This window comes from Desulfosporosinus sp. HMP52 (assembly GCF_000765145.1).
Classification (GTDB): Bacteria; Bacillota; Desulfitobacteriia; order Desulfitobacteriales; family Desulfitobacteriaceae; genus Desulfosporosinus.
The window spans coordinates 37,389-51,228 of record NZ_JMGA01000004.1; the positions used below are offsets into that span (position 1 = coordinate 37,389).

The 13,840-nt window shown below is 39.3% G+C and carries 15 protein-coding genes; 7 read left to right on the plus strand and 8 right to left on the minus strand.

Translation table 11 applies throughout. The features are described 5' to 3' along the window. Nucleotides 1-184 precede the first annotated feature (184 nt). Nucleotides 185-1,255 (plus strand): tetraprenyl-beta-curcumene synthase family protein, encoded by a 1,071-nt coding sequence (locus DP73_RS01685; RefSeq protein ID WP_034597009.1) that lies wholly within the window; start codon nt 185-187, stop codon nt 1,253-1,255. Between the two features lie 84 nt (nt 1,256-1,339). Here DP73_RS01685 and DP73_RS01690 read toward each other — a convergent pair whose 3' ends face one another. Next, a complete protein-coding gene (locus DP73_RS01690; protein ID WP_034597011.1) occupies nt 1,340-2,332 on the minus strand; it encodes a polyprenyl synthetase family protein in 993 nt (330 codons plus the stop codon). Between the two features lie 191 nt (nt 2,333-2,523). Between DP73_RS01690 and DP73_RS01695 the strand changes: the two genes are divergently transcribed. Continuing rightward, entirely contained in the window at nt 2,524-2,745 is a 222-nt protein-coding gene (locus DP73_RS01695) for a hypothetical protein (RefSeq protein ID WP_014902168.1), read from the plus strand. Nucleotides 2,746-3,090: 345 nt separating this feature from the next. Here DP73_RS01695 and DP73_RS01700 read toward each other — a convergent pair whose 3' ends face one another. Beyond that, nucleotides 3,091-4,350 (minus strand): MFS transporter, encoded by a 1,260-nt coding sequence (locus tag DP73_RS01700; RefSeq protein WP_034597014.1) that lies wholly within the window; start codon nt 4,348-4,350, stop codon nt 3,091-3,093. Nucleotides 4,351-4,549: 199 nt separating this feature from the next. Here DP73_RS01700 and DP73_RS01705 point away from each other — a divergent pair, with 199 nt between their 5' ends. Then, entirely contained in the window at nt 4,550-5,110 is a 561-nt protein-coding gene (locus tag DP73_RS01705) for a flavodoxin family protein (protein ID WP_242865664.1), read from the plus strand. Nucleotides 5,111-5,172: 62 nt separating this feature from the next. On the opposite strand, the gene DP73_RS01710 is transcribed toward DP73_RS01705, so the two are convergent. The 3 genes from DP73_RS01710 to DP73_RS01720 form a co-directional block, all read right to left on the minus strand. Then, on the minus strand, nt 5,173-5,499 hold the full coding sequence (locus tag DP73_RS01710; RefSeq protein WP_034597018.1) for a hypothetical protein: 327 nt from the start codon (nt 5,497-5,499) through the stop codon (nt 5,173-5,175). Between the two features lie 100 nt (nt 5,500-5,599). Then, nucleotides 5,600-5,809 (minus strand): hypothetical protein, encoded by a 210-nt coding sequence (locus tag DP73_RS01715; protein WP_034597020.1) that lies wholly within the window; start codon nt 5,807-5,809, stop codon nt 5,600-5,602. A 78-nt stretch (nt 5,810-5,887) separates the two neighbouring features. Continuing rightward, nucleotides 5,888-6,334, minus strand: coding sequence for a ferritin-like domain-containing protein (locus DP73_RS01720; RefSeq protein WP_034597022.1), 447 nt, complete (start codon nt 6,332-6,334; stop codon nt 5,888-5,890). Nucleotides 6,335-6,577: 243 nt separating this feature from the next. Here DP73_RS01720 and pckA point away from each other — a divergent pair, with 243 nt between their 5' ends. Next, entirely contained in the window at nt 6,578-8,155 is a 1,578-nt protein-coding gene (gene pckA, locus DP73_RS01725) for a phosphoenolpyruvate carboxykinase (ATP) (protein ID WP_052090333.1), read from the plus strand. A gap of 593 nt (nt 8,156-8,748) precedes the next feature. On the opposite strand, the gene DP73_RS01730 is transcribed toward pckA, so the two are convergent. Next, nucleotides 8,749-9,258, minus strand: coding sequence for a type II toxin-antitoxin system HicB family antitoxin (locus DP73_RS01730; protein ID WP_034597023.1), 510 nt, complete (start codon nt 9,256-9,258; stop codon nt 8,749-8,751). Between the two features lie 294 nt (nt 9,259-9,552). Here DP73_RS01730 and DP73_RS01735 point away from each other — a divergent pair, with 294 nt between their 5' ends. Both DP73_RS01735 and DP73_RS01740 read left to right on the plus strand, forming a co-directional pair. Next, the gene (locus DP73_RS01735) at nt 9,553-10,206 is read left to right on the plus strand and encodes a molecular chaperone DnaJ (protein WP_034597025.1); all 654 of its coding nucleotides are present in this window, start codon (nt 9,553-9,555) and stop codon (nt 10,204-10,206) included. Further along, complete coding sequence (locus DP73_RS01740) at nt 10,196-10,876, plus strand: cytochrome b/b6 domain-containing protein (protein ID WP_034597027.1); 681 nt, start codon at nt 10,196-10,198, stop codon at nt 10,874-10,876. The genes DP73_RS01735 and DP73_RS01740 overlap by 11 nt, the downstream gene beginning before the upstream one ends. A gap of 642 nt (nt 10,877-11,518) precedes the next feature. Here DP73_RS01740 and DP73_RS01745 read toward each other — a convergent pair. Beyond that, nucleotides 11,519-11,701 (minus strand): hypothetical protein, encoded by a 183-nt coding sequence (locus tag DP73_RS01745; protein ID WP_034597029.1) that lies wholly within the window; start codon nt 11,699-11,701, stop codon nt 11,519-11,521. 84 nt (nt 11,702-11,785) lie between these two features. Continuing rightward, complete coding sequence (locus tag DP73_RS22270) at nt 11,786-11,956, minus strand: YgaP-like transmembrane domain (protein WP_081962908.1); 171 nt, start codon at nt 11,954-11,956, stop codon at nt 11,786-11,788. Between the two features lie 579 nt (nt 11,957-12,535). Here DP73_RS22270 and sstT point away from each other — a divergent pair. Next, nucleotides 12,536-13,765 (plus strand): serine/threonine transporter SstT, encoded by a 1,230-nt coding sequence (sstT, locus tag DP73_RS01750; protein ID WP_034597031.1) that lies wholly within the window; start codon nt 12,536-12,538, stop codon nt 13,763-13,765. The last annotated feature ends 75 nt before the right edge of the window (nt 13,766-13,840 follow it).

Genomic DNA, 13,840 nt, shown 5'->3' on the forward strand with positions numbered 1-13,840 from the left:
TAACCTATGTAAGTTTAATAAGTTTTTAGAGCTAAAAATGGAAGCTTAATAGCTGTGTTAAGGGCTTTAACTTGCCTTTTTTGGTAATAATAGTTAAGGTGACTACAATATCCTTTTTCCCGCTCTAGCTGCAAGATACTTCCTAGAGTCATATGATAGTCTTCATTCTAAGGAGAATAAGTAAATGAATAGTTCAAGTTTAAGAACCTATAACAGCATAAAGCTGATATATTTATTTGTGGCAAAAGTCTTTCCGATTGTGAAAAGAGAACTAAACGAATGGAGACAAAAGGCCAGAGAAGCACCTGATGCACGCTTGTGTCAACAAGCCTTAGAGAGTATTCGCTGGAAAGCCTTTCACTGTCAAGGGGGGAGTATTTATGCCCTTTATCCAGGTGTCCCAAGAGTAGCAACAATCCGGTTTATAGTTGCTTATCAGACTATGAGCGATTATCTGGATAATTTAGTAGACAGTCTTGAGGTTCAGGATGAAAAAGCCTTTGCTCAGTTACATTTAGCAATGCAAGAAGCTCTAAATCCAGAGGCGGATCTTTCAGATTATTATCTATACTATCCATATCGAGAGGATGGCGGGTATTTGAAAAAGTTAGTTCAAACCTGCCAAGAAAGTCTCCGAAATTTACCCTCTTATCAGACAGTCCAAGGAGAAGCCATTAAGTTGGCGGAGCTGTATTCCTCCTTACAAACCTATAAACATTTGGCCGTCAGTGAACGAGAAGGGAAAATGGTAGATTGGATTATCCCCCATTTAGCCACCGATTCCGAGATAACAATTTGGGAGTTTGCAGCTGCCTCAGGATCCACTTTGGGGATCTTTTGTCTGTTTTCCGCAGCCCATGATCCGAAATTAGCTGAGAAAGATGTTGAAACCATAAGCCAGACATATTTTCCCTGGATCTGCGGTCTACATATTTTATTAGACTATTTTATTGATCTCCGTGAAGATCGGGAGACCAATCAGCTGAATTTTGTAGCCTATTATGAAAGCCCAGAAATAGTTTTTAAACGTTTACAATTGTTTGTAGATAACTCCTTAAAGCAAGCGGAGCGCTTAGAATACGCCAAGTTTCATCAAGTTGTGGTTCAGGGACTTTTAGCAATGTATCTCTCCGATGAAAAGAGTATGGATGGCGAGATTCAGTCGATTGTGAAGAGGCTCATCAAGAAGTGCGGCATAGGAGTAAAGCTTCTCTATTGGGTCTGTCGTCGCTTGCGAAAACGAAAAATTATTTAAAACGATAGTTGAATAGCTTTTTAATAATAGAAGGGATCACTTAGATTGGAGATAAGTGATCCCTTCTTCTACCTCATTTAGGGCTTAGGCTTTACGATGCAAAATGGTATCTGCCAAATCTAAGAGAGTGGTTTTATAGGTACTGGCTGGAATATTGTCAAGACACGCTTTTGCCTTATTTATACAGTGGGTAGCAGTCTGGTAAGCCTCTTCAATACACCCGGTGTTAAGGAGAGCCTCTCTGATGCTCAGTGCTCCCAGCGGGGTAATACTACGAACTTTGATAATTTCCCTTAACCAATTACCATAAATCGGCTTATCCAAGAGATAAAGCATAGGAAGAGTAATATTACCGTTAACCAGATCAGCTCCAATAGGTTTTCCGAGAGAATCAGCATCCCCTTCAATGTCTAAGATATCATCGGTAATTTGGTAAGCATATCCCAGATTCATTCCATATTCCCGCATCAGAGATAATTCTGCTGCAGACGCGCCTGCTAGAACCGCACCTGATTGACAGCAGGCGGCAAGAAGAATTCCCGTTTTATTAGCAATTCGCTTATAATATTCTGCAAAACTAACCTGACTCGAGAATTGTTCGTCAGCTTGATGAACTTCCCCATGGCACATTGCCTGGATGGCCTTAACGAGGAAGTTCATACTGGTCAATAATTCTGATCGTGAAAGGATATTAAAGGCTTCAGCAAACAGGTAATCCCCAGTTAATATAGCTGCATGGTTACCATATTGAGAGACAACGGTTGGTTTACCACGCCTTGTTTCTGATTCGTCAATGACATCATCATGAATTAAGGAAGCCATGTGAATAAGCTCTGACGCAACTGCTGCATCAATCATTAATGGATTTAAGGGAGCAAAGCACATACCGCTATAGAGAGTGAGAAGAGGTCGAATTCGTTTACCGCCGGATTCCAGCAAACTAATACAGGTTTGACGAATGAGACCGTCGGCTTGTTGAAGTACAGTCTGTAGTTGATCCTCGACAAAGAGTAGTTCCGTGAATTTGAGCTTTGGAAAAGATGTTTCGGTATTGACATAACTCTGTTGTATACTCATTGCATTTGCCTCTGTTCTCAAGTTTTAAATGTTAAGCTCTTATATTATGTCAAAAAGGCAATGATTGGATACTATAAGTGCAAAAAAAGATCCGAAGCTTAGAACAGATTCGATGGTCAAATGACTAATATTAAATTCTATGGGGATTCTAAAAAGGATTAAAAAAACAGAAACATTGAGGAGGCAAACTAATGACTATTGAAAATGATAAAGAACATGCTTCACAATTAAATCGTCAGACTTGGGAACCGGCTGGCGTAGTGAGTGTAGTGGAAGATGATAAAACACCCAAGTACGGTAAGGATAGCTTTAAGAATGCTAAAGGTGGGATGCTGACTTTAGAAGTAAAAGAGGCCTTTCATAACAAAGGGCTGATGCAGGGACAAAAGAACTCAAATCCGGAAATAAATTAAAGCAAACCATTTAGCAATTATAAACTCCGACTTGTGTTTATCAGATAAATTCAAGTCGGAGTTTAATAGCGGATCACGAAATAAGAAATGAAATTAAGACTGATTCTGGGGTGAATTCATCATAAAAACAATCTGGAACGAATTGATTAAGCCGACCATTATTGCCTATACTATTGCCTGTGCAATTCCTGCTAGTATTGCGGGGGTATATTATCTATATAACACCTTTTTTTAATCACACTTGAGACACCCATTTCTTATAAGGAGATGGGCAGTATTCTGCTTTGCTGTATAGTTCCCTACCGAAGTCACGATGTTCAGCTTTAGCTGAAGGCTGTGATTACCTTAGGAAGTCTTTGGCGAGAATTTATTCCGATAACTCCTAACCTTAAATATGGCTGTTAGTAATAAAATTGAAGACAGGCATAGTGCTCCGGTAAGAAAAAACGCTGTTTGAGCTCCAAATCTATCCGCAATATAACCTGCGAACATATTCCCAAGGGGTGTTGCCCCAGCAAAGACAAGTGAGTAAACGCTCATTACTCTTCCTCGATACTCGTCTTTAGCATGAATTTGTAGAGTGGAATTTGCTGTTGTACTAAACCAAATATTAAAGATTCCTGTGACGATTAATAGAAATCCAGAGTAATAGTACACTTTGGTAAGGCTGATAATCATCAAACAAATTGAAATTGCCACACTACTACCCACTAAAACCTTAGCTTTAGGCCCAGATTTACTGTTTAAGGATACCATTAAGGCACCAATAAAAGAGCCTATTCCTAGTGATGACATTAAGATACCATAGACATACTCCTCTTGGTGAAGAACGTGTTTGGTGAATACTGGGATTAAGACATTGAAGTTAAAAACAAACAGTCCAATTATTAGAACCATCAATGTAGTTTTAAAAAGGGAAGGTTCATGAATGATATACTTTAACCCATCTTTGATTTCTCTAAGGATATTAGTAGCAACCTGCTTGCGTACGTAGGGGTTAACCTTGATTTTAAGCAGGCTTATGAGTACTGCCATAAAGCTTAAGCCATTCAGGAAAAAGCACCATTCCGCTCCTAAGGAAGCCATAATCAAAGCTCCTATGGATGGACCGACAATTCTGGCTAAATTAAAGGTGGCAGAGTTCAAAGCAATGGCGTTCATTAGATCTTGTTTGCCGGCTATCTCAATTGTAAAGGATTGTCTGGTGGGTAAATCAACAGTATTTAAGAAGCCGAGCAGGAGAGCTAAAATGAGAATGTATTCATAACGAACCGTATCCGAATAAACAAGTATGAATAATGTGAATGCCAAAATCATTGAAGTGAATTGAGTAATTAAAAGTATTGTTCTTTTTGGATATTTGTCGATAACAACCCCAGCAAACAATGAAAATAATGTAATGGGCAGAAACTGAACCGCTCCTAATAAGCCTACCAATAAAGGGGAATCAGTCAGTGAAAAGACAAGCCAAGTTTGTCCGATACTCTGCATCCATGTTCCAATTAAAGAAACCCATTGTCCCAACCAAAAAATGCGAAAATTATAGTGGTTTAGGGCGGGAAGCTTGTTGGTCAATCTGTTTTTTAGATGGTTTTTAATTTCCATACGCATACACCTTCATGGCACTTGAGCTTGGGATAAGTAACGAAAACATTATATCATAGTCAATCACTAGCTCTAAAAGATTTAGGAGAATTATCTCTGCAGAGGCAATTATTCGAGCGGATTGGGCATGAAAATCCTTTAAGGGATATTGCTTTCCTGATACAATAGTAAGAGTAATTAAGAAATGTAAGGATATGATATGATGAACGTGATGATTTTAACAAGCAGCCCGAATATGGATGGGCTTACTGCAGCCTGCGGAAATGCTGCCAAAGCGGGAGCAGAGGAGACAGGTGCAAAGGTAATAATGGTTAACTTGAATCAACAAAAAATTGGTAACTGCCATGCATGTGGTAATGGCTGGGGAACCTGTCGTAATGAGCATCAGTGTCAAGTAATTGATGACTTTCAGAATTTACATGCTTCAATGAAGGACATGGATGCCTTTGTTCTAGTTTCCCCTGTATACTGGGGTGAAATGAGTGAGTCTGCTAAAGCCTTTACAGATCGCTTAAGACGATGTGAGGGTATAAAAAAAGAAAAGACCTGCTTAGAGGGGAAACCGGTAATATCAGTAGCAGCAGCAGGGGGGAGCGGCAATGGAATAACAACCTGCCTAACCTCAATGGAAAGACTTTTTACTCATGTAAAAGCCGAGAAGTTTGATTTTATAGGCGTAACTCAGAAGAATAAAAAGTACAAGACAGATACTATTCATGAAGCCACAAAGGAAATGGTTTTAAAGCTCCAGGCTAAATAAGCTATAGTATCGCTAAACGTTACAAGCCATCACGAATAGTGATGGCTTGTAACGTTTATAGACTATTGCTTAGCAGCTTCCTGCCTCTTATAGTATTCGGAGACTGCAGTGGACTGCATTTCTTCCCAAGTTTTAAAATCGGTGTTTTTAGCAATAAATTTATCGAATTCTGCGTTGAGAAGAGCTAAGAATTCCTCAAATCTACTTACATTATACTTTCCTACGATAAGCAGTTCCCCGAAATTAGCGAACTTGGTATATTTGCTCATAAAATCCGGAGTAAACAGATCTGTGAAACTAACTAGGCCAAGTGATTGATTAGGCTTATCAGCATTTTTTTCTAGACTATCCGTTAAACGTTCTAAATCAGATTTATTATCATCACTCATGAATATTCAGCCACCTTCTTATTATTGTTTAGAATTGATTAACTTCCGAACAGCTAAATTTGATTATATTATAAATGCAGAGAGAGTAAAAGTATTTTGGTTATTCAGAGTCGTTCTTGAAGGGGTGTTCCTCGATGTTCCAAAAGGAACCACCGGGTTTAAAAGCATCTGTGCTAAGTATCTCCATTTCTCCTTCACGAAGAGCGGTATCAAAGAATTGTTCGATGGTAATACCCAGCTTGGTGCATACATAGTTAAGTCGTTTACGTTCTTCATCGGTTACCGGAATAACTAGATACTGGGTCTTCATAATAAATCACCTCTAATCTAGTGATTCGATAGAAAGATTAAAAAACCTTCTTAAGGGATAGAAAAACTAAAAATCCCTTTAATGAGGGTGCCTTACCATGTAATCCCTAAGCCAAAGAGCGTGGAATTCCTCATCTAGAAGATAGTCCATAAGAGTATTCCGAAGTTCAGAATAATGTTTGTCCTTACTCTCATCAATGAAAGTCCGATAAGCTTCCATAGCTTTGTTTTCCAGAGCAATCCCAAGTTTGAAGGTGTTGCCGGAACCGGTTAGACCGACTATATCTCCAACCAAGCCGCCAGCCAGTTCAAAGGCTGAACCTACAATCTCAGGCACTTCTGCATCAGCCTTGGTTAAGACTTGGGCAAAGAAATCTACGTGGCCGCTTTCGATTTCTACCATTTTTTCGAATGCTTTTTTGTAATATTCATTAGTAGATGATGAGATCTGTGATTCATAAAAAGTAACTTGAAAGGTTTCTAGGGTATAGAATTCTTTTAAACGAGAAATCAATTTATCATCCATTTTGTTACCTCACTATACTAGTCTCCTAATATATTTAGAATCTATCAAAATTGGATTTTATATCCTTGGTAAAAAATGCTTGGAAAAGTAAGGCGGTTTCTGTTAATATAACCTATAGAGTGATAATTGTTCAATGTATACAATGTTCAAAAGTCCGCGTCGCTAAGAACCCGATAAATTGTGTATTAAGTGTTTTCAATTAATGGGTATACATAATAGAGAAATCTAGGGGGTTAATAAGAGATGGGTACTAATTCCAATATCGATCACTTGTTCACGGTAAAGGCTCCTGTTGGCAGGAATATTCCGGTGAGTAAGCTGGTTGAAATAGCTTTAGCTCGCCAAGAGGGAATGTTGACAAACACCGGGGCTCTTTGTTGTTCTACGGGAAACTACACTGGTCGCTCGCCCAAAGACCGCTTTATTGTTGCTGACGCTTCCATCAAAGGACAAATTGCTTGGGGAAAGGTTAATAAACCTATTAGTCCTGAAACATTTAATAAATTATATCGTCGTGCTTTAGAATATCTAGAGACTAAAGATTATTTTGTTTTTGATGGTTTTGCAGGGGCAGACGACAAATATAGCTTGCCAATTCGAGTAATTAATGAATATGCCTGGCACAATATTTTTGTTCAACAGTTATTTATCAGACCAACGGAAAAACAATTGGAAAACCACCAACCTGAGTTTACTATGATCTGCACCCCTGGGCTGACTGCAGATCCTCAAACAGATGGAACCAATTCCGAAGCCTATGTCATTTTGTCCCTTGAGAAAAAAGTAATTATTATAGGCGGCACTGAATACGCTGGCGAAATGAAAAAGTCGATTTTCAGTGTCCTAAATTATTTAATGCCATTTCGTGAAGTGTTGCCCATGCATTGCTCGGCCAATGTTGGGCCCAATCAAGATGTGGCTCTTTTCTTTGGCTTATCTGGTACCGGAAAAACTACCTTGTCAGCTGATCCTGAACGCAGACTGATAGGGGACGATGAGCACGGCTGGTCGGAAAGCGGTATATTTAATTTCGAAGGTGGATGCTATGCTAAATGTATAGATCTATCCCAAGAAAAGGAACCCCAGATTTGGAATGCTATCCGGTTCGGAACGGTTATTGAAAATGTGGTTTTAAATCCTGATTCCCGGCTTCCCGATTATAAGGACGGCTCCCTTACAGAAAATACCCGGGCAGGCTATCCGGTGACTTATATTGATAATGCTTTAATTCCGAGCCAAGCAGGACATCCTCGTGTGGTTGTTTTTTTGACAGCTGATGCCTTCGGAGTATTACCTCCCATCTCTAAGCTTACCAAAGAGCAGGCTATGTATCATTTTCTGTCAGGTTACACTTCTAAGCTGGCTGGGACGGAGCGAGGTATCACAGAGCCCCAGGTTACTTTCTCTACATGTTTTGGAGAACCTTTTTTACCCCTGAGTCCGGCAGTTTATGCAGAGATGCTTGGAAAACGGATTGATGAACATAATTCGACGGTTTACTTAGTGAATACCGGTTGGTCAGGTGGCTCCTATGGGGTTGGAAAACGCTTGAATCTTACATATACCAGAGCTATGATAACTGCCGCTTTAAATGGAGAATTAGAGAAAGCCGCTTATCAGCCTGATCCGGTCTTTGGTCTATTAATCCCCGAAGCAGTAAGTGGAGTTCCTTCGGAGGTTTTAACCCCGCGGAATACCTGGGCAGACACGGAGGCCTATGACAAAACAGCAAATACTTTAGCAGAGAGCTTTCGGCAAAATTTCCAAAGGTTTGAGGATGTTTCAGTTGACATTCGATCTGCCGGTCCAACGATTAAATAAACAAATGTAGATATTCTTAAGCAACTATAGATTGCGATAGAACGGACAGATGTAATCTGTAAGTATTATTTAGAAAAAGAAAAAGAAAAAGAAAACAAAAACAAAAACAGAAACAAGCGCCTCTCCGAGATTTAATGGAGAGGCGCTTGTTTTTTCCTAGGGATCACCCCTTACTATTGATTTTGGTGGGTTTGTGCCAATGTCATGAAATCTCGTGCCGCTAGATACTTGCCCGTGATGGCGAGTTGGATTAATATCTAAGGTAAGATGATCCTGATAAGAAAAAATGATCACAGATTCTACACAAATAGGTCACGAAAAAGCAATATATATAGATTATATTTAATGAAGATCCAAAACCACATCTGAAAGGAGATGGCTAAGCATGAAGTTGATACTTACTTTACTGTTAATTGGTATGATCCCCACGTTGCTGAGAATGTTGCCGACTAATGAATACTCTGAGTAATTTAGTTTGAGACAGATATATGAATCATTTCCCGTGTAAGCGGTAAAAATAGAGTTTTCTTGAACATAGCGGTGGAGATTAATCAAGAAAGGAATCCCTAACTAACAGGGATTCCTTTCTAATTTTAGGCAGATTCCTCACTTCCATTCCACTTATCTTTCCAACCGTCCCATTTGGGGGCATTGGCCAGCTGCTTTTTCATTGATTTGCATTGTATAGTCCAGGGCCCAATGCTAAGAGTTGGGGTTTGGAGGGATAAGTGAGTTAACATAATTCCTAGATGTCTTCTAAAGGCCTTGGTGCCTCTATCGTCAACAGAGTCAAACTCCTGAATAATTCCTAACACCTCACTGATATTTGAACAAATAGAGCCATTAGCTTTGTTTTTATGAGATACAAAATATCCGATAACATCCTCATCGGTCTTTTCTGGCTCCGCCTTATTTTCTGTAGACTCCTCTTCGTTGAATTGAAGTCCGTTAATTGTCTCAATGGCGTCTCTCAGTTCCTCGGCTCTTTGTATTACCTCAAAAAGATCATTACCTTGGGTTATGCAACCTTTTACTCCAAGTATTTCCGCTATCCATAGTCCTTCTTCATTAAGTGGGCTTGCAATTAAAGTGCAATTCTTCATAAAGGAAACCTCCAAATTCAGAAATTTATTTATACAATTCAAGGATGATTGTGGAAAAACCTTCCATTTTAAAAATTACGTTCGTCTTATTGCGACCCATTAATCGTAGGAATTACTGAGTTTTTAGCATTAAGACCTTTTTCTCTGGAATTAGAATAATATTGCACTACTCCCAAGGGGGTAGCCAGGCAGTGATAATTCAAATAAGCGTGCGTATACTGCACGCTTATTTGCGTTATAATAACTCCGGCACTGAGGATAGATATAAAATCTAAATTAAAAGAGGTGCATCTTATGTCTGAATTAATCAAGGGACGGTTATGGCAAGTGTTGGGCTTCCTAATACTCATTTTCCTAGCTGTGGCTATCCCGGCAACTCCTGTTCAAGCTCTAGAGAATTGTCTTCAATGCCATGGGGATCAAAAAACAAAAATTGAAAGATCGGAACACAGCTTTTTAAGTTGTACCAGCTGTCATACAGGAATAACAGGATATCCCCATCCTCAAGGAGCAGCATTAAATAAAAAAGAAAGTGTAGCCACTTGCACAAGCTGTCATAAAGGTCAGGTGACGGATAGTTATGCCAGAAGTTTTCATGGTAAAGCTGTTCATCTAGGAAGTGAAAAGTCTGCCAGTTGTGCCGATTGCCATGGCTTCCACGATATTCTCGGCCCAAATAATTCAGGTTCTAAGGTAGCTAAACAAAACATTCCAGAAACTTGTGCCAGTTGTCACGGGAAGGCATCACCTGGATTTGCTGAAGGAGAGGATCACTATGAGCTTAAGCCTGGAGGATCAGGGGCTCCGATGTACTATACAGGTAAGTTTTTTATCTGGCTTACCCTTATCATTATTACAGCCTTAGTTATCCATATTGAACTTCAGCTATACCATAACCTGCGTACAATTCTTCGGGAACGGAAAGAGGTGACGAACCGTGGACAATAAGGATGTCTTTCAACGTTTTGATCTTCACCAACGTATCCAGCATATCGGAATGTTTAGTAGTTTTTTCGTGTTGACAATTACCGGGTTACCCATTAAGTTTGAGCAAAATAGTGTCTCTGTTTGGATTGTAGCGTTGTTTGGCGGTTTCGATAATCTCTTTACCGTACATCTTGTAGGTGGAGCGGTTATGCTGTTAGCTTTTGTATATCATTTAATCTATTTAGTCCTCTATCCCTTGCTGACTAAAAAGACATCCTGGGCAATATTACCGAAGGGTAAAGATTTCGTTGACGTGGTTCATGATGTCCAGTATTTAATAGGTCTGAGAAAAGATCCGCCCAAATTTGACCGCTACACCTATAAAGAAAAATTTGACTACTGGGCCGTCTTCTGGGGTATGGCGATTATGGGCGGATCAGGACTAATGATGTGGTTTCCGGGGACATTTACCCAGTACATGCCAAGGTGGGTAATAGATTCAGCCAGGTATGCTCATACAGACGAAGCAATTCTGGCTATCAGCGCTATATTCATATGGCACTTTTTCAACTCTCACTTTAGCCCCAGGTTCTTTCCGATGAACCATGTTTGGTACAAAGGAACCATGTCTAGAGAAGAAATGGAAGAAGACCACCCATTGGAATTAGAAAGACTTGAATCGGGGAAATAAGCCGAAGACACCAAGGGGAAAGGAAGATAATACATGTCACAGTACTACAAATACAGAAAAAGTCTCCCCCTGACCATATTCCAGATGATACTTTATGTAATCATACTAGTGTATATTATTATCTGGGGTTTCAATTATATTTAGAAGTTGATAAATCAACCCAAACAAATTAGTTCATAAATATTAAGAGGAGAGCTGATATTCAGCTCTCCTGATTTATACTAAAATGAATGGTTCTTCTCGCAAGTTGTTGGCTTTATTCCTTTAAGAAGAACAATTCATTGTAAACATATTATCTCCAAGTAAGAGGTCTTTACACTGGGAGGTTTTGTATATATGATCCAAAGATTACTCCTGCCCTAAAGATAAAACCGTCCTTTCGGACGGCTTTTTTACCTTAATAATCGTTATCGCCCCAGACTTTACCTAACCAGACTGCAGCACCAATGCCGACGGCATGGATGATCAGCGAGCGAGTACTAAATAAACTACTTCTTCGTTTCAATCCCATCATAAGAAAAACCTCCTTTTCCATTAAACAATTCTAGCTTTTCTTTTTTTAAGCTTTAAGATACCAAATAATATTTGTAAATTATTAGGATGCAAGGGTTGAGCAAAGAGGCAGCAGATATTTTCTTTAGCTTAAGCATCAAGTAATCTTTTAAGCAATTGAGAGAATTCTATAGTATCAGTATTCACCTCAAGAATAGTGTCATCCTTTGGATCATCGGGATACATTACAAAGTTAAGTTTTCCAGGCTCAGTTTCATAGACTTCAAGAATATTTTTATCATCAACTATTTCAATCTTTAGTTTGCCAGGCATGGAAAACCTCCCCTTGCATTTTGCGAAAAACTAGTGTAACCTTATATGCTCGCGGGTTGACCAACCCATTATGTCATAAACAATTCAGTAGGCTATAGCAGCCTCTAAGATTAGAAATACAGCTAAAACAATAGTTGCTTGGGCTATCCAGCCTGTGGTTATATACGTCATAGCAAAACTCAACAGGATCAATCCGACAACCACGCGAATCACTCGATCTAGTACGCCAAGATTCCTAGTAAAACTTAGATTCAAATTAATCACCCTCAATCTTCAAGGATATTTTCATCATTCCCTAAAAAATACGGGGTATTCAACAATCAATTGAAAATTAATATCAATAACTAATATCAGGGTTATTGGGAGATTATCTTTTAAAAGGATCCCTGGGAGCAGTAAAATGGCCTAGGTAAACTATACCTAGGCCATAAGTTTGAGGACTGCTTTTAAAAGTGGCAGGGGTTTGGAGGCTTGGGCGGAACCGGTGGGTGAGGTGGTCTGCGAAGTAGTGCCAATAGCTCCCAAATGATTACCAACAATAAGATTACGATTATTATTAATGCAGTAAGAATCATATGCTTCACTCCCTATTATTAGATTGTCAAAGACTGTGGATCTTAGTCCATTCTATTCAACATGTCTATTGGATGTTCTAGGGATTGTTGTTATTTTAAGGAATATTCATCAAGCTGCAAAAAATGTAGAAATAAGGTATTGTATGGTCTCTAAGAAGGGAGAATAAATAAAGATCTTAATAAAAGTTGAGTTCAAGGTTGCAAAGCAAGTATAATATATTTTTTGGAACAGCTTATCTTAAATTCAGGGGGAAAGTGCATGAAAAATCTAATCAACAAATGGAATCAATTGAGTCTGGTAAAACAAATAATCATTGGTCTGATCATCGGCATAATCTTAGCTACAACAATTCCGGAACTGGCAAAACCAATCACAATTTTCGGCACATTATTTGTTGGGGCGTTAAAAGGGATAGCACCGATCTTGGTTTTCTTCCTAGTCATGTCCGCCATCTCTCAACATAAGAGTGGACATAAAACTAATATGAAATCAATTATCCTCCTATATCTGCTAGGGACCTTCATAGCTGCGCTTGTTGCGGTTATTCTGAGCTTTATGTTCCCGGTAACCTTAACACTTACAACAGGAGCTCAAGATATCAAACCCCCCGGAGGGGTCGTGGAGGTTCTGAAATCATTACTGCTAAATGTTGTCGATAACCCTATCAAAGCACTGTACAATGCCAATTATATTGGAATATTAGCTTGGGCTTTAGTTCTTGGCTATGCCTTAAAAAAAGCCTCGGATTCTACCAAAACAATGATATCCAATTTCTCCGAGGCCTTAACTCAAATGGTAAGATGGGTCATTAAATTCGCCCCCTTAGGTATCATGGGGCTTGTGTTTGATTCCATTGCCACCAGTGGTCTAAAAGTCTTACTCAGCTATGCACAATTATTGGCCCTGCTCCTGGGCTGCATGGTGATTATCGCTCTGGTCGTTAATCCAATTATTGTTTATCTAAATATCCGCCAAAACCCCTATCCTTTAGTACTGAAGTGCTTAAAGGAAAGTGGCATTACAGCATTCTTTACACGCAGCTCAGCAGCAAATATTCCTGTAAATATGAGCTTGTGCGAATATCTAGGTTTAGACAGAGATACCTATTCAGTTTCAATTCCCTTAGGTGCCACAATTAATATGGCTGGTGCAGCGATAACCATAACTGTTATGACCCTTGCAGCAGTTAATACCCTGAACATCCAAGTTGATATGGCTACCGCATTAATTCTTAGTGTATTAGCAGCTATTAGCGCTTGTGGCGCTTCTGGAGTGGCGGGTGGTTCTCTTCTGTTGATTCCTTTGGCCGCCAGTCTATTTGGAATCTCAAACGAGATTGCAATGCAGATTGTTGGAGTAGGCTTTATAGTAGGTGTTTTACAGGACTCTTTCGAAACGGCACTTAATTCATCTTCAGACGTAATCTTCACAGCAACATCAGAATTCGCCAAGCTGCGTAAAGAAGGAAAAGAAATCATTATTAAGTAATACAGGAATGTTTAAGGCCTAGGCGGAATGCCTAGGCCAAATGTTTTATGGGAGTTATCCATGATATGTTAGGCA

Bases quoted from the DNA above. Each gene is read 5' to 3' on its own strand.
- DP73_RS01685 (WP_034597009.1), top strand. From the start codon at position 185: ATGAATAGTTCAAGTTTAAGAACCTATAACAGCATAAAGCTGATATAT.
- DP73_RS01690 (WP_034597011.1), bottom strand. From the start codon at position 2,332: ATGAGTATACAACAGAGTTATGTCAATACCGAAACATCTTTTCCAAAG.
- DP73_RS01695 (WP_014902168.1), top strand. From the start codon at position 2,524: ATGACTATTGAAAATGATAAAGAACATGCTTCACAATTAAATCGTCAG.
- DP73_RS01700 (WP_034597014.1), bottom strand. From the start codon at position 4,350: ATGGAAATTAAAAACCATCTAAAAAACAGATTGACCAACAAGCTTCCC.
- DP73_RS01705 (WP_242865664.1), top strand. From the start codon at position 4,550: ATGATGAACGTGATGATTTTAACAAGCAGCCCGAATATGGATGGGCTT.
- DP73_RS01710 (WP_034597018.1), bottom strand. From the start codon at position 5,499: ATGAGTGATGATAATAAATCTGATTTAGAACGTTTAACGGATAGTCTA.
- DP73_RS01715 (WP_034597020.1), bottom strand. From the start codon at position 5,809: ATGAAGACCCAGTATCTAGTTATTCCGGTAACCGATGAAGAACGTAAA.
- DP73_RS01720 (WP_034597022.1), bottom strand. From the start codon at position 6,334: ATGGATGATAAATTGATTTCTCGTTTAAAAGAATTCTATACCCTAGAA.
- pckA (WP_052090333.1), top strand. From the start codon at position 6,578: ATGGGTACTAATTCCAATATCGATCACTTGTTCACGGTAAAGGCTCCT.
- DP73_RS01730 (WP_034597023.1), bottom strand. From the start codon at position 9,258: ATGAAGAATTGCACTTTAATTGCAAGCCCACTTAATGAAGAAGGACTA.
- DP73_RS01735 (WP_034597025.1), top strand. From the start codon at position 9,553: ATGTCTGAATTAATCAAGGGACGGTTATGGCAAGTGTTGGGCTTCCTA.
- DP73_RS01745 (WP_034597029.1), bottom strand. From the start codon at position 11,701: ATGCCTGGCAAACTAAAGATTGAAATAGTTGATGATAAAAATATTCTT.
- sstT (WP_034597031.1), top strand. From the start codon at position 12,536: ATGAAAAATCTAATCAACAAATGGAATCAATTGAGTCTGGTAAAACAA.